The 20729-nt window shown below is 37.0% G+C and carries 18 protein-coding genes; 11 read left to right on the top strand and 7 right to left on the bottom strand.

The annotated features are described in order from the left end of the window. Positions 1-30: 30 nt before the first annotated feature. A complete protein-coding gene (locus tag ACXACQ_RS08025) occupies positions 31-645 on the bottom strand; it encodes an RNA polymerase sigma-70 factor (RefSeq protein ID WP_474975411.1) in 615 nt (204 codons plus the stop codon). Positions 646-1344: 699 nt separating this feature from the next. Here ACXACQ_RS08025 and ACXACQ_RS08020 point away from each other — a divergent pair. From ACXACQ_RS08020 to ACXACQ_RS08000, 5 genes are all read left to right on the top strand, one after another. Then, on the top strand, positions 1345-4218 hold the full coding sequence (locus ACXACQ_RS08020; protein WP_474975410.1) for a rhamnogalacturonan lyase family protein: 2874 nt from the start codon (positions 1345-1347) through the stop codon (positions 4216-4218). Positions 4219-4552: 334 nt separating this feature from the next. Then, positions 4553-4999 carry an AlbA family DNA-binding domain-containing protein gene (locus ACXACQ_RS08015; RefSeq protein WP_474975409.1) on the top strand — a complete coding sequence of 149 codons (447 nt, stop codon included), beginning with the start codon at positions 4553-4555 and terminating at the stop codon, positions 4997-4999. Between the two features lie 24 nt (positions 5000-5023). Further along, on the top strand, positions 5024-5395 hold the full coding sequence (locus ACXACQ_RS08010) for a transposase (RefSeq protein ID WP_474975408.1): 372 nt from the start codon (positions 5024-5026) through the stop codon (positions 5393-5395). 24 nt (positions 5396-5419) lie between these two features. Then, complete coding sequence (locus ACXACQ_RS08005; protein ID WP_474975407.1) at positions 5420-5575, top strand: hypothetical protein; 156 nt, start codon at positions 5420-5422, stop codon at positions 5573-5575. Positions 5576-5692: 117 nt separating this feature from the next. After that, positions 5693-6244, top strand: coding sequence for an STM3941 family protein (locus tag ACXACQ_RS08000; RefSeq protein ID WP_474975406.1), 552 nt, complete (start codon positions 5693-5695; stop codon positions 6242-6244). Positions 6245-6445: 201 nt separating this feature from the next. Here the strand turns inward: ACXACQ_RS08000 and ACXACQ_RS07995 are convergent, their stop codons facing one another. Beyond that, positions 6446-7066 (bottom strand): hypothetical protein, encoded by a 621-nt coding sequence (locus tag ACXACQ_RS07995; RefSeq protein WP_474975405.1) that lies wholly within the window; start codon positions 7064-7066, stop codon positions 6446-6448. Between the two features lie 548 nt (positions 7067-7614). On the opposite strand from ACXACQ_RS07995, the gene ACXACQ_RS07990 reads away from it, so the two are divergent. The 6 genes from ACXACQ_RS07990 (at position 7615) to ACXACQ_RS07965 (ending at position 15420) form a co-directional block, all read left to right on the top strand. Then, positions 7615-8436: a GNAT family N-acetyltransferase gene (locus tag ACXACQ_RS07990; RefSeq protein ID WP_474975404.1), complete on the top strand. Its 822-nt coding sequence runs from the start codon at positions 7615-7617 to the stop codon at positions 8434-8436. Between the two features lie 278 nt (positions 8437-8714). Next, positions 8715-10109 carry a hypothetical protein gene (locus ACXACQ_RS07985; RefSeq protein ID WP_474975403.1) on the top strand — a complete coding sequence of 465 codons (1395 nt, stop codon included), beginning with the start codon at positions 8715-8717 and terminating at the stop codon, positions 10107-10109. 152 nt (positions 10110-10261) lie between these two features. After that, positions 10262-12289 carry a serine hydrolase gene (locus tag ACXACQ_RS07980; protein ID WP_474975402.1) on the top strand — a complete coding sequence of 676 codons (2028 nt, stop codon included), beginning with the start codon at positions 10262-10264 and terminating at the stop codon, positions 12287-12289. Positions 12290-12552: 263 nt separating this feature from the next. Beyond that, positions 12553-13305 (top strand): protein phosphatase 2C domain-containing protein, encoded by a 753-nt coding sequence (locus ACXACQ_RS07975; RefSeq protein ID WP_474975401.1) that lies wholly within the window; start codon positions 12553-12555, stop codon positions 13303-13305. A gap of 211 nt (positions 13306-13516) precedes the next feature. Beyond that, a complete protein-coding gene (locus ACXACQ_RS07970) occupies positions 13517-14563 on the top strand; it encodes a helix-turn-helix domain-containing protein (RefSeq protein ID WP_474975400.1) in 1047 nt (348 codons plus the stop codon). Positions 14564-14676: 113 nt separating this feature from the next. After that, complete coding sequence (locus tag ACXACQ_RS07965; RefSeq protein ID WP_474975399.1) at positions 14677-15420, top strand: phosphatase PAP2 family protein; 744 nt, start codon at positions 14677-14679, stop codon at positions 15418-15420. Positions 15421-15767: 347 nt separating this feature from the next. Here ACXACQ_RS07965 and ACXACQ_RS07960 read toward each other — a convergent pair whose 3' ends face one another. The 5 genes from ACXACQ_RS07960 to ACXACQ_RS07940 all read right to left on the bottom strand — a co-directional run bounded on the left by ACXACQ_RS07960 (position 15768) and on the right by ACXACQ_RS07940 (position 20646). Beyond that, a complete protein-coding gene (locus tag ACXACQ_RS07960) occupies positions 15768-16232 on the bottom strand; it encodes a DUF2147 domain-containing protein (protein WP_474975398.1) in 465 nt (154 codons plus the stop codon). Between the two features lie 122 nt (positions 16233-16354). After that, a complete protein-coding gene (locus ACXACQ_RS07955; protein ID WP_474975397.1) occupies positions 16355-16933 on the bottom strand; it encodes a Crp/Fnr family transcriptional regulator in 579 nt (192 codons plus the stop codon). A gap of 290 nt (positions 16934-17223) precedes the next feature. Next, positions 17224-17484 (bottom strand): hypothetical protein, encoded by a 261-nt coding sequence (locus ACXACQ_RS07950; protein WP_474975396.1) that lies wholly within the window; start codon positions 17482-17484, stop codon positions 17224-17226. Positions 17485-17502: 18 nt separating this feature from the next. Further along, complete coding sequence (locus tag ACXACQ_RS07945; RefSeq protein WP_474975395.1) at positions 17503-18303, bottom strand: DUF4249 domain-containing protein; 801 nt, start codon at positions 18301-18303, stop codon at positions 17503-17505. 3 nt (positions 18304-18306) lie between these two features. Further along, positions 18307-20646 (bottom strand): TonB-dependent receptor, encoded by a 2340-nt coding sequence (locus ACXACQ_RS07940; protein ID WP_474975394.1) that lies wholly within the window; start codon positions 20644-20646, stop codon positions 18307-18309. Positions 20647-20729: the final 83 nt, after the last annotated feature.

The raw sequence follows: 20729 nt of genomic DNA, 5'->3' as shown, positions 1-20729 counted from the left end.
ATATAGTGACACCCACAACAGCATTTACCCTTACTTATTCAACAAGTCTTTCCATAACATCAACCAGCCGATAAGCTTATAATAGGACAGAATCAACAGCATAGGCAGATATTCTTGCAAATTTTCTTTTAAGAATTTTAGTGCTTTACCCATCTGGGCCTCCACTGTTTTTACTGAAATCTTAAGTTTTTCAGCTATTTCCCTGTATTTAAGTCCCTCTTCTCGGCTCAACAAAAACACCTTTTGCCGTTCTGGAGGTAATTGGCCTATGCACTCCTCTATTTTCTCTTGCAGCTCTAGCTCTACTACACCATCAGCTACCTGCGCCTCTTCATGTTTTGCCTCATTTAACTGATATTCAACATACTGCACACGCACCTTAGCATGTTTTAATTTATTCAAACATGCATTTCTTACTGACCTAAAGAGGTAAGCTTCCAAAGATCCACTAACTTCTAAGACAGTCCTTTTATCCCAGAAATTCATAAATACATCCTGCACTACTTCTTCGGCCAGCTCTTTAGTACCTAGGTATTTCATAGCATAGCCGCACATGCCTGCATAATTGGATCTAAAAAGATGCTCAAAGGCCTTTTCATCTCCGGCTTTAATAAGCTTGGCGATATGTTCTGAAGCGTAGAGCAAATCCTTAAATTAATTGAAATATTAGCGTGTAGTAATTAATGAGTTATTCTAATATAGAATTACAATTAAAAGCCAAAAGAAAGAAAAGGCATGATAAAATGAAAGAGTAGTTTTTGTAAAGTGCGTAATCAGTATAAAAAAAGTCATAGACCATTACACTAACCATTAATAATGAGATGATAGTAAACTTTCCAAATCATTTCCCAAAGGGTAAATATAGAAGCAGAAACTTACTCTTTCGAACCATGCCCAATGAATGATAGTGTGGGAATATAAAGTGGAGCAAAATATCAAAAGTAAATACCAACCTTCAATTCAAGCTTAGAAAAAACAGCAATCTACCTACTTGATAAAACACAACACACGGAGCGCAATTCATGAATTATTTCAATGTTTCCTTATTTCTTTTACCAAAAAATATCCTTATTTTATTGATCATTTTGATTCAAACCTGAGCTAATTACTCGATTTTAGGGCATAATACATAAGTAAACCGATTTTCTAGTTCCGCTTTGTATTAGCAGAATGAAATGAGCTTTCACTAATTAATTGCTCAAACTGGATACGTAATGTTCATGGCCGCAACTCTAAATGGACCGAGTTACATTGATAGTATCCTGCAGTCTGCATAAAAGATCGTGAGGAGGCAAAATGTTTCAAAATGATATTATTATTCGTTCAACCTTATAACCAATTCTTATGAAGTTTAGACTACTTAACTTTATGGTATTGCTATGGCTATTCATAAGCAATACAAACCTTATCCATGCGCAACGTTACATGGAAAATTTGAATCGTGGCACAGTAGCCGTGCGCACCTCTACTAGCCAGGTATTGGTCAACTGGCGGATTCTGGGAGATGAATATGCCCAGGGAGCTACTTATAATCTCTATCGGGGCTCAAGCCTGATTGCATCTAACCTTAATGTTTCTAATTATGTAGATGCTACTAACAGCAATGCCAGCTACCGCGTAGCAGCGGTAATCAATGGTGCAGAACAGGGGCTTTCTGAGGCCGTGAGTACGCTTACTAATCAGTATTTTACCATTCCTGTTCGGCCTATTAATGGTAGTTATGCTGCTTATAATATTAATGATGCCTCGGTTGGAGATCTGGATGGTGATGGTGACTATGAAATTGTTATTAAGCGGCTGTCTAATGATGCTACGCCTTCAGCTACTACCTATCATTATCTGGAAGCTTATGAAATGGATGGCACTTTTCTTTGGGCTATTAATTTAGGGCCTAACATTGCTAATCCGGTGGAGGTAAACTTTCTGGTGTATGATTTTGACAATGACGGAAAGGCAGAGATTGCCACCCGCACCTCAGACGGAATGATTGATGGCACCGGCCATAATATAGGAGACCGCGATGGTGATGGGCAGACAAGCTATCGCTCTACCATGGCTTTTAATTCGAGCTATTACCGGGTTGATGGGCCTGATTATATTTCTATTTTCGATGGCGAAACAGGACAAGAAGTAGCTTGGAACTGGTATATTGACCGTGAACCTATGGTGCAGTGGGGCCTGCCCGGCATGAACGATTCTCAGCTCGGGCATAGAGCTACTAAGTGCATGTGGGCTGTTGCTTATCTTGATGGCATAAATCCTAGTATCGTGATTAGCCGTGGCATTTACCATAGAATAAAATTAGAAGCGTGGGATTTCCATAATAGTTCTCTTTCTAAAAGATGGGCTTGGGACAGTGATCCTAATGGTTCTGCTACTGCGTACACCGGACAGGGCTTCCATAACCTTGCCGCTGGTGATATTGATGGTGATGGCCGAGATGAAATCATCTATGGCTCAATGGCTGTAAACGAAAATGGGCAAAGCATTTATTCAACACAGCACGGTCATGGAGATGCCGGTCATTTGGCCGATATTAATCCGAATATACCAGGATTAGAGTTTTTTAGTTGTCTGGAAGGTGCCAATGGTTCTTCTATACCGGGTTTATCGCTGAGAAATGCTGCTAACGGCAATATTCAGTGGTCTCTAGCCGCTACTGGCGACATTGGCCGTTGTATGGCGGCTGATATTGATGAAAACCATTATGGTATGGAGATTTGGGGATCAGAAGGTTCTGGTGTCTATAGCAGTACAGGTACACGTATTTCTACCAATCAACCGACTTCGGCTGGTGGTGGACGTACCTACAACTTTGGCGTTTGGTGGGATGGCGATGTGCAAAGAGAATTGCTTGACCGAATGGTGATTACCAAGTGGAATGCTGCCAACCAAGGAACTGACAGGGCGGCTACACTCTATAATATAACCAGTATTAGTGATAATAATGGGACAAAATCTAACCCATGCCTGATGGCCGATATTTTAGGTGACTGGCGTGAAGAGGTGATTTACCGAAGTGGAGACAATACGCAATTAGTGGTTTTTGTAACGCCCCACAGTACTTCTCAAAGAATGTATACCTTAATGCATGACCCTAATTACCGCTCGGCAGTGGCATGGCAAAATAATTCTTACAACCAGCCGCCCAACTTGGGTTTTTATTTTGGAGGAGGCATGACTACACCGCCTAATCCTAATATTGTAATAGTTGGTAATACCAATAAAACCATGTCACTTAGCGCCAGTGGAGGAAATGGCCAAGTTAACTTAAACTGGACAGCTAATTTTATTCCGTCTAGCAGCATCCAAGTCATGCGAGATACAGACCCTGATCCTGTAGGCAGAACCAGAGTGGGCATAGTGTGGGGTGAAAATAGTTACACTGATACCAATGTTAGCAATGGCACCACCTATTATTATTGGTTAAAAACTTACGATGAGTCTGGTAATGAGATTGCTGTAGGGCCACAATCAGCCACACCGGCTGCAGGAAATGTAGCCAATGGTACTTATGCCATTATCTCTAAAAGTAGCGGCAAAGCAATGGAAGTATATGATTGGTCTACTGCTGCCGGAGGAAATATATCACAATGGGAATACTGGGAAGGCGCCAGTCAGTTTTTTAACCTTACCAGGCAGAGTGATGGTTATTACACCATAGTATCAGATTATAGCGGCCTGAACGTTGAAATTATTGATGCCTCAAACGAAAATGGTGGCAACCTACAGCAGTGGTACAATAACGGCCACGACTGCCAGTCTTTTGAATTTCAATTAATGAGTGATGGTTATTACAAAATCATCAACAAAAATAGTGGTCTGTGCATTGATTTGTCAGGCTCAAATTCAGAAAATGGAGCTAACATAGTACAATGGGGCTGCCATGATAATGATAACCAACGTTGGGAATTGATTCCTGTGAGTTCTAACCAAAGTGCAAGAACGGCTTCCTCAATAGAAGACAGTGAGGTGGAAGGACCGGATTTCATGCTTTATCCGAACCCGTCAAACAGCGGAAATTTTGTTGTTCAGGCACGTGATGCTAACCATAAAATTCAATCAGTTAAAGTGTATAACATGCTGGGCAAATTGGCCTATAGTATTCAGGCTAATAATGGTCGCCTATCAGTAAGCAGACCATTAACTCCGGGCACCTACATTGTAGAAATCAACGATGGAAGCTCTAGTATTAACCAAAAACTCATAGTGAAATAGATCCATTTCGATAAATACTATGTGCTGTACATAATTGACAGTACTATAAATGAAACAAAGCCGGGAGAGTTACTCCTGGCTTTGTTTATTATGAGCTTACCTAATATCTCCGTTAAGTGGCACAGCTTAAATACTCAATTATAGTTTTGTCACTCATCATCTGCTATAGGAAGGGGAGGGTTACGGTATATTCAAAAATTATTAGTTCATTATTCTTCTCTTGGCTTTGAGATTTATACACATGTAGACTTAAAAGAATAAAAAATAGCTATATTGAAGAAAAGATATAATGAAGGTATAGGCAATTGCATATATTATTACGTTACAATACATTTTGAAAAGAACAGAATCTAGAACCGAAAATCATCGACTTGAATTTAAAGACTTCAGGAATACTACTAACTCTGAATCTCAATTGAAATCAATTAAAACTAAACTTTTCAAAGAAATTTCGGCAATGTCCAATTCTGACGGTGGACAGGTAATTATAGGTATCGATGATAAAACTTTAGAATATTTTGCACAACCTTATCATATTCTGAAATTACTCAAAACTGAAACTTTAAGTTCATTTATAAATGATTTATCTGACAATCTTATTGTATTAAATTCGATAGAAAAAGATGGAATTGTTACCATTGAAGTTGCTAAAGGAACTGCGCTGTCATGTGCGTCTAAAGATGCAAAAGAATTATGTAAAGGTGACATATATTATCGAGAAAACACTGCAACAAAAAAAGCCTCGTTCCCGCCATGCTTTGCATGGTGGTTTGCTATCTGAATAGATAAATATTATTTTTATTCAATGAGTAGGAACTATAAATTCTATAATCCTGAAGGCTGGTATTTTGTGAGTTTTGCTACAGTATTTTGGCTAAGTATTTTTACACGAAGGGTTTATAAAGATTGCATTGTAAAACACTTGAAGTTTTGCATAGAAGAGAAAGGGATGATTTTAGGAGCATGGATCATTATGAGTAATCATGTTCATTTAATATTCTCCGCCAAAGAGCAGAATCCTCAGAGGTTGTTACAAAGCTTTAAAAGCTCCACGGCCAAGGAACTAATAGAATTGATTAAGACTCATCCGCTAGAAAGTAAGCGAGAACGTTACATCTGGTTTATGGAACTAGCTGCTCATAGGAACTATACCTCCAAAAATAAAATACAGTTTTGACAGCAACATAATAAACCTATAGAATTGTGGAGTAATGAAGCGATTCAGAAAAACTTAGATTATTTACATTTTAATCCTGTAGAATCGGGAGAAGTTAATGAACCTCATCATTATCTCTATAGCTCAGCTATCGACTACGCTGGTGGTAAGGGAATGTTGGCCGTAACCTTAATGATATGAAACAGTACCACCATGCAGAGCATGGCGGGAACGGAGGATGCGTAGGAGAGGAAAGAGTTGAAATTATATATGAGAATGTTGTAGATGACGAAAAAAACTGATTAACAAGAGAAAGTTATGAATAAAACTTTTTTACTTAAAAAAAGGAAAATTTTGTTTGGACTCGTATATCTTGTCCTTTTCAATGTTATTTCAATTTGGTTTCTGATCGATCCTGAAATCTTTATAAGAAATTTTTTAATGAAAAAGATACATATACAAATTGTTGGAACTATAGGGTTTATATATAGTTTGTTAATGTTTTATTCCTTTATCCGACAATTGTTTAGTAAAAAGGAAGCTTTGATCATTTCGGAGACTTATCTAGTTGATAATACAAGATATGAATCTATAGGAAAAATTAATTTCAGTGATATCAAGAAGATAAAAAGATTAAAAAAATATAGTATTGAGATAACTTTGAAAGAACCGGTTTTTAAATTAAAGAGACTGAATCTTTTAAAAAAAGTACTTCTCTTCGCTAACAATTGGAATGCTAAAAATAGTATTATTATATCTAGTGCACTACTTAATTCCGATGTTAAGTCTCTTGAAAAATCAATACTATCAGGGATGAGAACATATAAGAGATCTCAATCTGGTCTAAGGTGTGCCGAGAACTGGTCGTAGGTTAAGCGCAACGGTCCTACGACCTACCATGAGCAAGAGCATATGCTCGGAATGAGATAAGTGGAGGTCTGAGGCAATCAACCAGTCAGTAGGCAAAAGCATTAGCTTATTATTTGTATGTTTGAATATTAACCTGGCATTACAAATGCATGGAAAGATGTAGCCGCAATACAATTGCGACCTAGCTGGAATGGGTCGCTGTTAGCTACTCACTTTCTTTTTTCTCAAAAGTAAGTTCACTCTAAAATTATGTAAGCCACCAAAACGGTCAAGAGTTTCCCATAATTTGGAGGGGTCGTTGGGCTTGTACTCAAATCCATTTTTTGTGTTGTAAACAATCTTTGTGAAATGGTGGCCTGAGTGAAGTTTTATTACTATTTCTACTAGTTTGAATCCATCCCAATGTAATGTGTGAGAGCCTAGGTTTAAATGAGGATATACGTTGATCACTTTGATCTCATTTCCCGGAATAGTTATTATTTTCTCATCCGCTGACAATACAATATTATCATCAGTTATCTTAATTGATCCAATCTGAGGTAGGTTATAAAAGTGCTTGTAGTTATGTAAAATAATTATAGTAATCAGACTGAAATGAAATACTAAACCTAGCCACAAGGGGAGGTCCAGTCGATCCATCACAATGAAACTTCCGATGAAAACAATAGGAAAAAGGACAAACCCCAACCAATTCAGGGTTCTCTTCTTAACTATAGCCCTTGTGATAGTATATTCATTCTCCATTACTGGCCGCAATATAGTATTTATAGATTGCTTGAATAAAGCCCTCTCAATAAAAAAAAGTCCCTTCGTTCTCGCCATGCTGCGTATGGTGGTATAATTACTCATTGGGACAAGTAGCGATATCAAGCCTCAACCTAGTCAAAAATTATGAAAACCTGATCCTACTGGTCTTAGGTTAGGCGGAGCGATCCTACGACATACTATAATCAAGAGCATAGGCTCGGAATAAGATAAGCAGGTGTCTGTGGCTACAATGCGCAGTCAGTATTTCATGAACACCATTTTATAAATAAAGAATGGAATTTGAGCGGACTCTCAAGCTATATATGGATCATAGCGGATGCTACGACCAGTCCGAGAGGTATAACCTTGGCTACGTCTACAATTGGTCAATGGTATAAAGTGTTTCTAATGTAGCCATGAAAGGGTTTCGAAATATTGAAAATTTGCTAGATTAAGAAGGAGTTATAATGAGAAATTACTATGTTAGCCTCAATTCCCCCTATACCAGAACCATTGATTTCTGGTGCTAAAGCCGGTTTGAGAATAGCGGGGCAAAGGCTAAAAGAAGTATGCATTGTAATTAATTGATAGTTAATGTTTTATAAAACGTTAATCGGAATTTTATGAATCTCAATCCTGTAAATAATCAAGCTGACTTCAATCGGTTTCTTTTTGACGATATCAATTTAGAGGAGTACAAATATAAATTCCTACGTGATTGCATTCAGAAGTCACAACATGGTCAAGTCCCAATTTATGAGACATCAATATTAAATATTTCAGAAACAGGATGGGTGTTAATACTTCATAGCGACATGCTTCTGATCTATGGAGAAAACTGGAGTACAGATCAAATCCATGAAATATGTCAAACCTTTAACCTCAATAATTTCACCAACTTTACACTTGCAGGTGATGACGAACTCATTAATCAAATTTTAGATTTCTATCAACCAAGAAATTCTGAAGTGAAGAAGCGGAGAGTTTTTTATCAAACAAACCAAATAAATACCATTGAAAATGAAAGCACAAACATAAGGCTTGCCTTAATGCCAGATTTAGGAGACTTGGCCATTATGCTACAACAGTATTACCATGAAGAGTATAGTGGACAAAATGATAAGTCAATTGAAGAAATGGAGGAACGTGTTTTCAATCATATTAAGAATGAAAATATTTTTGTTCTCCAAAATGAAGAGGAGGAGATCATTAGTTTTTGTACCTTATTAGATCCTGACATAGGGATATTGTTTACCAAAGAAGAGCATCGAAACAATGGATTTGGCAAAGTACTTCTATCACATTGTTCAAATCAACTTCAGAATAAAAATGGAATGGTTTACCTTATGACTGATCGGGATAGGCTAGACTCTAACATTGTCTGCGAACAGGTTGGGTTCATACCATTCTTCTACTACCAAATGACAGGAATTAACCAAACTTAGTGAGTAAAACAAAATAAAAGGAGGCTAACAGGCGATATAGCCCATGCCCTCACTAACCCATCGGCAAATAGCCTGCTAAACATCCCGCTTATGTGCTACCAAGAAACTGAAGCGCCTTTTACCACCTGTAGCATGTGGGAGTAATTAATCTACAGAGCACAGCACACTTCCAAAACTTTGATCGCACCGGCAGATAAGCTACTTTTAACGCTATAAATTAAGCTCGGAGGCTTTAGCGCGATATCTGATCGTTAGCACCAAGCTGAAAAACATTACGAATGAAAAATACATTTTTACTTCTGGCTTTACTAGCCTGTATTAAATTGTCAGCACAACCAGGAGTTCCTAAACTTACTGGAAAAATTGAAATATCGATTGAACAGGGGACTATCGAAGGTGATTTGACTTTAAGTGATCTTCCAGATATCAATGATTATTATATCCGAATAAATTCAGGACTTAATATTTTGCACATTAAGGCATTAAAACCTGAAGAGTTTTTAATACAATACAGCAGAGCATTTAATGATACAACCTCAACAGGAGAAAGTAACGCTTATTATTTTGAGGATGCCAGTGGGAAAGGCAAATTTCTTCCAAATTCAATCCAATTTAAATATGTTGGTAAGTTCCCTGTAGTTAAGGATACCATTGAAAATTATAGCCGAAAAGATTGGAAAGGAAACATTGCTTTTAATCACAATTCTGTACGGGTAGATGGATTTCAATCTGCTTGGTATCCTGTTCTATACGACATAACAAATGACAAAACTTACGAACACCTTACTTACGATATAGAAATAATCTGTAATGATTGTTCTACCTTATATGTTAATGGCAACCAACCTGTAAAGGCGCAAAAACATAATTTCAAAAGTGATCTTCCCCAAGAAATAACCCTTTTTTGTGGCAATTACGATTTTGACGAATTGAATAACACCTACCTCTTAAATTCGGGAATGAGCAAAAAAGAAATAGAAAACTTCGGCAAGCTTATAAACGATTATAAGGCTTTTTACGCCAAAAAATTAAATATACCTTTTAACCAACCAGTAAGTTTTATACAAACAACACCTATTTCAAAAAAAGATAGTTGGATGTTTGTTTCGTATCCCGCCATCTATAGCATTGGTTGGAGCAATGGGCTTAAAAATATTGTTGACCCTAAATATCAAAACTTTTGGCGTCCATACATAGCACACGAATTAGGGCATTATTATTTTGGGACCTTAAAAGTCTTCAACTCGGAACTTGGGGATATGATGAGTGAAGGGTTTGCAGAGTTATTATCCTTACAACTGACAAAAGACATAATGGGCGAAGAACTCTACCAACAAAAGATGGATAAAAAAATTGAGCATCTAAAAAAATTCAGTCCTAAACCATTTGGCAAAATAAAATCAGAAACCGAATACGAAAACAGACAACTGTATGTTTATGATTATGCGCCATTGATTTTCACAGCAATAAAAGAGGAAATGGGAGAGGAAAAAATGTGGAAATGGCTAATTACAATTCTCGAAACGGAAACCACTTTTACTAATTACGATTTTTTAATTTCAACATTACAAACAACGTTAAATGATAAAAAACTGATGGAATTAATAGAAAAACAATATCTGATTAACGACAATTCGGTGAAAAATGCGATTGAAAAAATAACAATGGAATAAAAGAAGGTGCTAATAAAGTATAACCGCAATTACGGCAGATTCGACTACATCCGAATCCATTCGGAATTACTAACGCCAGCTCTAAATCGAATATCAGTAACTTTAATCTCTTAACTGACGGTAATACGAGCCGTTAGCCATAATTACTCTCAATGATAAAATTCATACTTCTATTAGTTTTATGTTGCCAAATAGTAATTGGGCAATGCCAGACATTGATTTCAGGGAGTGTTATAAATAATCAAACCAAACAACCTATTCCATACGTAAACATTGGAATAGCTAATACTGAAGTTGGCACAATTTCTAATGAGGATGGCTCATTTACCATCAACATACCTCTAAAGTATTCCGATCAGGACCTGCTTTTTTCCTCTGTAGGATACATCAGAAAATCATTTCCTATTTCCTCGATCTCCACCACAGCAAACAACTTGGTGGTTTCGCTCAACGAAAATGTGCTGGAGTTAGGCGAGGTAGAAATAGTGGCAAAACATGAAAAAAAGAAATCCGTTACTCTGGGAAATGGTAAGAGCTTATTGCTCTCAGGGCAAATCCACTATGACACCCTTTCGGCTGGCAGTGCCATGGCCCTCCTAATCGACAAATCAGACAATAAAAACCTGACATTTCTTAAAGAGGTATCCTTACATATTGCCAAAAATTTATCTCCTGAATTTAAGGTAAGGATGCGGATCATGTCGGTAGACAGCCAAACCAATAAGCCGGGAGTAGACCTACTTACACATCAGGTATTAGTAACATCAGACATTAAAAAGGGATGGTTGGGTTTCGAAATAAGCGATACCCAAATAGTCAAAGAAGATCAGTTTTTTCTGGTATTTGAATGGATCATGGATAAGGACGATCGGAAATATGTGACCTCTAAATATGAGCAATACATGAAAATGTACCCAGATAGGGTTTCATACGACACGGTACTTATCAACCATGAGAAGGTAATCATACCCCAGGTAAACACAGTAGTGGCCGGAACAGTGTTTGGGGTAACCAAATCAAAAAAGGACCGTGAGCACTTCAAGTGTTACTATCGCTCCAATAGTTTTGGTGAATGGAAAACATCTTCCGGTATTCTTTCGGCAAAAGTGACATTATCGAATTACCCACCTACAGGTGAGCGTGAAACTAACAAATTACCATGCGATGCATTGGCTTGTAAAATCGATCAATGGGCTACAGACTTTCAAAACGAATTTAACCCAACAGGTTTTCAATTATCAATAGGTAAATCAGATACCATCATTTTTTCCCAAGGCTATGGTTATGCAGATAAAGTTGCTAATATACTTGTAGATAGAAAGACACAATTTCGTATTGCCAGTGTCTCAAAAACCATGACCTCTGCGGCTATTATGCTGCTATATGCTAAAGGCCTGTTAGACCTTGATACTGCAATTCAGACTTATGTGCCTGCATTCCCCAAAAAGAAATACCCTATTACCGTAAGGCAAGTGGCCAGCCACTTAAGTGGTATCCGGCATTATTATGGAAAAAGCTGGGACGAGATCTTTATCCAACAGCACTATAGTAATTTAAACGATGCATTGTCCATTTTTAAAAATGATTCGTTGCAAGTGAAGCCTGATACGAAGTTCTTATACTCATCTAATGGTTATATACTTTTAGGTGCTGCTATTGAAAATATAACTCAACAACCTTACTTGAGTTATATGAAGCAAAATATTTGGGGCCCCATCGGGATGCATGCCACGTATGGAGATATAGCAGACAGTGTTATGGCTCATAAGAGTAAATTTTATTACCTGAGTGGTGAGGAAGCAACTCCTTATGACTTAAGCTATTCCTACTCTACGGGAGGGTTACTTTCTACTACTGATGATCTTACCAAATTCGGACTGGCTATTATTGGAGATGATTTTATAGATCAAGAAACGAAAAGGCTCATGTTTCAAAACCAGGTAACTTCTGACATGCGAAATGTGGGGTATGGCTTAGGATGGTTTGTAGAAGAAAATATTAATAATAAAAGAATTTGGTTTCATACCGGAGAATTACCTTCTTCCGGTTCCATATTGGCTATTTTTCCGGATCAGGAAATTATTATTGCGCTGTTAGCAAACTCTCCAATAGTCTCTTATACTCAAGGTGAATTTTTTGAGTATATGATGCAGTTGGAACAACTAGTTGAATCGTATTAAAACCGGTGGTAACAAAGGCTAACCATTCGGTTAAGTCAATCTTTGCTCAATCCATTCCGTTTGATATGATGTTTGGGGGCGCTCCCGGGGTTAAGTATAGTGCTTCAGGTGTTATTAGGTCATTCTTCTTCTCGTATCAAAGAGATTTATATGCACGTTGACTTGAAAGCATAAAAAATATTAAAAATTTGCTAGATTAGAAGGAGAATATAATGAGAATATATGCAATTGTATGTATTACTTCGTTGTGGATCATTGACTACATGAATATATACTCAACTCTAAATATTGGAGAATTTCACACTAATCATTGCGAGGACTTTCTTGTGAATGAGCAAATAAGCTCTAATGAAATTTTAATTGCCGTACTGGATGGATGCACAATGGGAACGGAATCCGTGTTTGCTTCAATTTTGTATGGTAAAATCTTAAGGAACATTGCTAAAAATCATTTCTATCAAGAATTTACTTCTAATAGATCTTTAGAATCAAAGTCATTATTGAAGTCCTGTATAAAACAATTAATTGCCGAAACCAAAGCGATCAAAAATCAACTAGGACTGGATGTCAACGAGCTACTATCAACGCTCATAATTGGTATAGCTAATACTAAATCTTATTCTGCTGAACTTTTGACCATTGGAGACGGTGCTATTTATGTTGACGGAGAGCTAACCGAATATGAACAAGATAATACACCTGATTATTTAGGATATCACCTTAACGAGCCTTTTGATTCTTGGTATGATTCGCTTGAACAAAGAAAGACCATTACAAAATTTACAGACCTTTCGATTGCAACAGACGGGATATTTACTTTTAAAAATCTTGAAGATAAAACCAAACAAAAATCTGAGAGTGAAATAGTAGAATATTTACTTAAGGATAGGACTTTCAGTGAGAACGCTAATTTTTTGGAACGAAAAGTCCGGGAGCTAAGTAAAGAAATGAAACATGTTGTAACAGATGATCTTGCTATAATTAGAATAATAGCGAATCCACAGCAAACCTTATAGCAGGTGCCTCTACTGATCTGGTGAAGACAGTATTTAGGATCTTTCAAAGTTTTAAATAAATACATAACAGGTTGCCATGTCACGAACAAGTAATAACTTTGAAATTTAGTTAATTTCAAAAGCTATCGATTCGTTGAATATGCAGATTGATCTCATTGATTTGATAATCATATTCGGGGCCATGCAAGGCCTCTTTTTTGCCTTGATTATCATGTCATCTAAGTATTTCAGAACCAATACTAATATTCTTTTAGGTGTAAGCTTGATCATCATTGTGCTGATCAACGCACAAACGTTATTTCTTAAATCCTCGATTTATGAGGTTTATCCTGCATTACGGATTTTTGAAGATATAGAATTGGTGCTTCTATTTCCCGCCACGCTATATCTCTATTACAGGGCTTCTGTGAGTTTTAATAACAGCCAGCACCCTACTCAACTCTTATTATTTATACCTTTCGTTATTTCTCTCATTGCCAATGTATATGTAGGTGGAGAGGTTTACTTTCATTGGTATACTATTAGCTATAAAGCATGGATACCCATATTCTTCACTCTGGAGTTTTATTTTTCTTTGGCCTTCAACCTAGGGCTATTGATCGCGGAATACTTCCTGATTTTTAGAAGGAAAGTAACCACAGATCCTCTTTTAGAGGCTAATATGAAATGGGTAAAAATATTCTACTGCTTTCATGTGGCTCTAACTGTAACGTGGATAATTATTTTAACTGCGGAGGGCATTTCAGAGAAAGATTTCAGTTACATCACATGGATTTTTATTAACATATTATTTTATTGGATAGGGTACAAAGGCATTTTGAAATTCAGGCTGGCTCGAAATAGATATGAAATAAGACAGGTGGTAGAAAGCAAAAAGCAAATCGCCACTGGAGATACTCCACGTCAAGATTCTGCCAATCAATATTTCACCCAAATGATCAGCCTTTTCGAGGATGAACATATTTATCGCAGCCCAAATTTAAGCCGAATGGATATTGCAGAAAGACTAAATATTAGTGAAGGGTATCTTTCTACAGTCATTAACGAGCACTCGGATAAAACTATTCCTGAATTTCTAAATTACTACCGTACAGAAGAGGTGAAAAGGATGCTTATTGATCCGGATTTTGACCGCTATAGCTTACTCGCTATTGGACTAGAGGCGGGGTTCAATTCTAAAACCGCCTTCTACACTGCCTTCAAAAAGGAGACCGGTACTACACCTTCAGCATTTAAAAAACAGTTTCAAAAAGTATAAATAAGTACGCATTTATCAGGTTCTAACTATCCAGAACTCCTTCTACAGGGGTTTCTTTCACATTTGTGCCTCATTTAAATTTTAAAACTAGGCTTATATTACCTGATTTAATTATGCAAAAAATAATGTTTATTCTGCTATGGACTGTACTATCATTTCTTCATCAGCTCCATGCTCAAAGTTCTGATTCTCTCCACATCGATTCAAAAAGAGAGAAGATCAAACTCAAGCAATTAGTAGTTCCTGGATCTCTTATAATTGCAGGATCTGCACTTAGCGGTAGCCATTTAGAACATGAAATAAAGAAGAACTTTCATGATGGTTCTGAAAATGCCATCGATTTTCAACTGCCCATTGATGATCTAATACAATATACACCGATCATCACTATTTATACTGCCGATTTATTAGGAGCCAAGTCTAAAAATCACTGGTTTGACCAGACAAAATACCTGGCCATAGTAAACATCATTACGGCCGGACTTACCCATGCTGGCAAAAATTTGATTGACAAAGAACGGCCCAATGGTCATTCACAGTCTTTTCCTTCGGGGCATACTTCCTTTTCTTTTTCTAATGCTGCCGTTTTGTACGAGGAGTTTAAAGATAGCTCACCTGCACTAGCCTGGAGTGGATACTCAACCACTACTTTGGTAGGCAGCTTGCGTATAGTAAACAACAGGCATTGGCTTTCTGATGTAATGGTTGGAGCCGGACTAGGAATTTTAGTCACCAAGCTGGTATATCATTTCGAACCTTTGAAAAATTGGAATCCCTTCAAAAAAGATCATGGAATTACACTGACCCCAACACTGAGTGGTGACCAAGTAGGAATGTATTTTAGATTAAGGTTTTAAAATACGGACTTATATGAAATCGCTCTGCTACTCACAGTCGCTCGGCTCATGCCGGGTGACAACTATTGCAGAGGTTTCCGGCCGGTTAGGCACAGATGCATTTGCACAACCATTGTTAACCATTAGGTTTGCACATTCCATTCAGTCTTATCTGTAGAACGGTCAATGCAATATCGGCCAGGAGTCTAAAATATCATGATTACTCAGCTAGAGCCGGGCGATTGGTTTTACGCATAATCAGTCAGAGGATTTGACTAAGAAAACCCCAAGAGCAACTCCACCGCTAAGAAGCACAAAACGCTTCAAAGGAGTTACATTTGAAGCGCTCGTTTTTTAAGAATATATTGCTATTTTCGATACCACACGGTAGTTCCTCCTAGTAAGGGAATACCTACATAACCCCTAATTTTCAACTCATTATTCGTTTTCAGTTTCATATAGCATTTGTAAGTCTTCCCACTTTCTGCATCGTAAATAGTACCTCCTTTCCATTTGGATTTACCATCAAACACAAAATTCTTCATTAGTTCCTGACCTAATATTGGATCGTTTCGTCTGGCAGGGTCAGGGTTTAATTGATCCGTTTTGGGTTTTCCATCTATATTGGGTTCATCTAGCCAGCTGATTTTTCCATAGAATTTTGTTCCCTTTTGATAAATTGTTATTTCCGCTGTTTTGCCTTCATCTAGCCATTTCCCCAGAATGTCTGTTTCAGTAGTTTGTGCTACAGCTGAGGTACTCAGAAATAGTAATGCTGTTATAAAAAGTATAAACTGTTTTTTTGCTTTTACTGACTTTACTTTCGTATTCATATTTTGATTGTTTTTTAAATATTTGCAATGCAAAATTCTGAATGAGTAACGTTGTGAAACGTTTACAAAAGACAAGAAAGGCAGCATAAGTGCAGAAAATAAGGCCGCTGATTAATTTTAAACTACTCCTTTTCTAAAATTCGCTTTCGTATGCGGCTTAGTGAGGTGGCAGTAATACCTAAATAAGTAGCCAGCATATGTTGAGGCACCCGTTGCATAATCTCCGGGTTAGAGGATAGAAGTTTTAAGTAACGCTCTTCAGGAGTGTCCACAATGAAAGAATTCAGAGCATGCTGAAATTGAATGAGAGTTAGCTCAAGAACTTTTCGAATAAGCTCATTCATCGGAGGAACAGTTTTGTAAAGCTTATCCAAATCCTGCTTTTTTAGAATCAAAACCTCACAGTCATCAACACACTCAATAGTTTCTTTACTTTTTGTATTATTAATGAATCCTCCAAAATCTCCTATAAAATTTTGCTCAGTGGTGATATAAATAGTGATTTGCTCACCGTTTTTTACATAGTATTTTCTGATGCATCCCTTGATGAGAAAAAACAGCACGTCTGTAGTTTTTCCATATGAAATCAATTCCGTTTTTGCAGATATTTTTTGGTGTGTTAGGGCGTCTTTGATTAATCGTTGATCAGTAGGGGACAATTGCACAAATTTACGGGCATAGAGCAAAAAGACATCAGTCATATGAATGAAGACTTATATTGTTAATTTGAAAAAATCGATACTAATTCCTATTAACGTCTTTATGAATGATTAATTGCCAGCAACTCATCGGCATTCTACAGCCCTAAGAGCAGCATTGTTGGAGAGTTTTTATAATAATATCAGATAGTATTCTCCAAACCTCTAGTTTGGAGAATACTAATGAATATACAATAGCCGACATCAGAATTATTTAACTAAAATACAATGTGATTAAATTAATGCCTTCTCAGGAGCTGAAAAATTTAGAATTTACCTTAAAAACAGCCTCTTTAATGGTAGTCATCCAGGGCATGTGCTACTAGCTTCACTAAATCAGAAATGGTCTTGAGCTCAAAAATGGTATCTATATCTATTACAATATTGAGGTACTCTTCAATATCTATTTTCAGAAAATAGTAATCATTAATGTCAAAATTTAGCTCTTCTTTAAACGAAGTTTGAGGCTTTAGATGTTTTACTGAATTGCCACTGGACTTAAACAGTATTTCCTCTGTAATTCTAAAATATCGTTTTTCAGAATCTAATGTCATTACCATGGCATTTTCCAATCATTCAATAATAGCTGTTTGTGATTGTATGGTATGAGCTGAAAAAATACCCAGAGCTCCATTATCTATATTATTAGGCGGGTTTGCGGGTGTAGTACCGCCACCAGGGCCACTATCTTGCATCAGAATCAATGACGTATAAAAAGACGCCACATTTTCATCTACGCATTGCATTGTTATTGATAATGTATCCTCAGGTTTCAAATCTAGATCTTCCTCATCCACTTCCAGCCTCATAGTATTGATTTTGCCATTCTTAATTTCATCGTTTTGTATTAGGTGTTGTTTCACCAACTTATTATTAACAGACATTACAAAGCGATAATAATTGCCTTTGATTTCAGGATCTTGATATATAGGTATTAGTTCATATTCGGTTTCTCCAAGTATCTCTTGTTCATTAATTTTTATATCATCAAAATTTACTTGCTGCGGCATGGTACTGCTAGCCACGTACTTCTCTCCATGTACTTCTACAGTTAATGTATATGTTCTGCCCTCTACTCCGGTTATGGAAGAAGTTTTATAATAGCCATTCCCATCAGACGTAAGTATTTCACTGTTGCCTGCATCATCGCTAATCATCACTATAGCATTGTCAATAGCAGGAAAGACTCCCTGTTCTGATAACGCTACAGACTCTGTTACTCTTACGTAATACGGGCCCGGAGTATTGCTAATGCTACCATCGATAACAATTTTTGAGGTATTGGATTTATAATCTAAATCAACCGTTTCTTCACATCCTAATGCAATAAAAAGGATGATTATGACTGCCAATGTTGTGATTGTATTTTTCATTTATTAAAACTTAAAGTTGTAAGTAATGCTTGGAACCCATCGGAATAATGAGGTTTGTACCGCATCGATTTTTGTAGGGTCATTCTCATTTTCTTCGAAAGTCATGCTGAAGGGGTTTTGACGACCGTAAACATTGTACAAGCCAAAGTTCCATGAGCTTTGAAATCTACCTTTAGGCTCTTTTTCATAGGTAACACTGAGATCCAGTCGATGAGTATCTGGCATTCTGTCAGCATTGCGGCTACTGTATTGAGGTATGGTAAAATCATTTAAGGTGTACTTGCCAGTAGGGAAAGTTACGGCATTACCTGTACTGTAAATAAATGAACCAGATATCATCCATTTAGAATTAAGGGTGTATACGGCCACTACTGATAGGTCATGAGTGCGATCATACTTGGCGTTATACCAATCATTATTATTGATGCCTTTGATTTTCCTTTCTGTTTTTGAAAGTGTGTATCCTATCCAGCCGGTAAGTCTTCCCTTATTCTTTTTTACAATCATTTCAATGCCGTAAGCACGTCCTTTTCCATAAAGCAAAAGGCTCTCTATGTCAGGAACAGTGTTAATATCTGCGCCATCAGTATAATCGATTTGATTTTGAAGCGTTTTGTAGTAGATCTCAGTATCGAATTGATATAAGTTGCCTTTAAAATTCTTGCTCACCCCAAGGCTAAACTGGTCTGCTATTTCTGGTTTTATATTGTAACTATTGCCTATCCATTGGTCAGTAGGACTGCCACCGGTAGAATTACTCATCAGATGTAGATTTTGAGTATTTCTTGCATAGCCGGCTTTAATACTGGCCGTGTTGCTTATTCTGTAATTGGCAGATAAACGAGGCTCCAGGTTATAATAGGTTTTGGCTACTTTACCGCTCGATACATAAACGGAATCAATAAGCTCATTTTGCTGATACCTATTATAAGTATCGCCTCCTAATACATTATAGAATGAAAACCGGAGGCCGTAGTCGATGCTTAATTTACTGGTAGCTTGATAAGTATTGCTTGCGTAAATGGCATTTTCTAATCCTTTTCGGTCGTTTTTATTACTGGTTATGTCTGTTCCTTCAGCAGTAGTAGGGGCAAGGGTATGATGTATGATATTGAAGCCAAACTGCAGGGTATTTTTGGCGTTGGCATAAAAGAAGAAATCTTGCTTAAGGTTAAGGTCCTGTATGTTAGAATTTAGGGTAATTTCGCTTCCATCATTTTCGAAGCCAACATTAAAATCATAGTTGCTATATATAAATGAAGTGTTTGAAAATAGTTTGCTACTTACTATACTGTTCCATCTTAATGTGCCGGTGGCATTACCCCAATCGCTACTAAACAAGGAAGATAAACCAAACACATCCTTGCCGAAGTATCCGGAAAGGAATAACCTGTTTTTCTCATTAATGTAAAGGTTAGCTTTCGCATTAAAATCATAGAAGTATAATTTAACATCTTCAAAATCTGATGACATTCTGGCAAAAAGATCAGCGTATGTTCTTCTTCCTGAAACAATAAAGGAGGATTTTTCTCTTTGAATGGGACCTTCTATAGTAAGCCTGCTACTAATGAGTCCCAGACCTCCACTTACCTGATAATCCTTATTATTGCCTTCTTTCATTTTTACATCTAACACTGATGAGAGGCGGCCTCCGTAGTTTGCTGTACCATTTCCTTTTATTATGGTTACATCTTTAATGGCATCACTGTTAAAGGTACTAAACATGCCTAATAGGTGTGAGGCATTGTAAACCGGGCTTTCATCCAGAATTATCAGGTTTTGATCTGTAGCACCTCCTCTTACAGAAAATCCGTTAGTTCCCTCTCCATTGTTTTTCACTCCGGGCATTAGCTGAATGGTTTTTATAAGGTCCTTTTCTCCAAAAACTACCGGTATCTTAGCCGCATCTTTCATGTTGAGTTTCTCTACACCCATTACAGGTTTTGAGAGATTATCGTCATCTCTGTCTCCGGTTATCACCACTTCATCCAAAGAGGTGTTGTCTTCAGCCATAGTTACATTAATGGTTATATCCGAATTCAAATTCACGGGAATTAGCTCTTCTTTAAACCCCACATAAGAAATGCTTAATGTGTATTTCCCTTCAGGCAGTGAAAGAGAATAAAAACCATGCACATTGGCTATTACGCCTAAGCTTGGGTTTTCTACCAGCTTTACCGTAGCACCAAGCAGCGTTTCACCGGTTCTGAGTTCTGTAATTCTGCCACTTATGGTAAACTTCTTTTGAGCTTTAGATACCGTAAAACTCAGTAGAGTTAATAGGATTATTAGTATTATATTCTTAATCTCCATTTTGAATTTTTGCTTGAGTACACCTTTCATTAATTAGTTTTAATCAAAGGTGAATCTTATAAGCAGAATGGAGAATTTATTGGGAAGAAGGGAATGAATTAGTCGAAGTATGT

This window comes from Fulvivirga sp. AWR4_260, from assembly GCF_056158185.1.
Note: the sequence above shows the minus strand (reverse complement) of the source record. Positions and strands in the feature narration are given on the sequence as shown.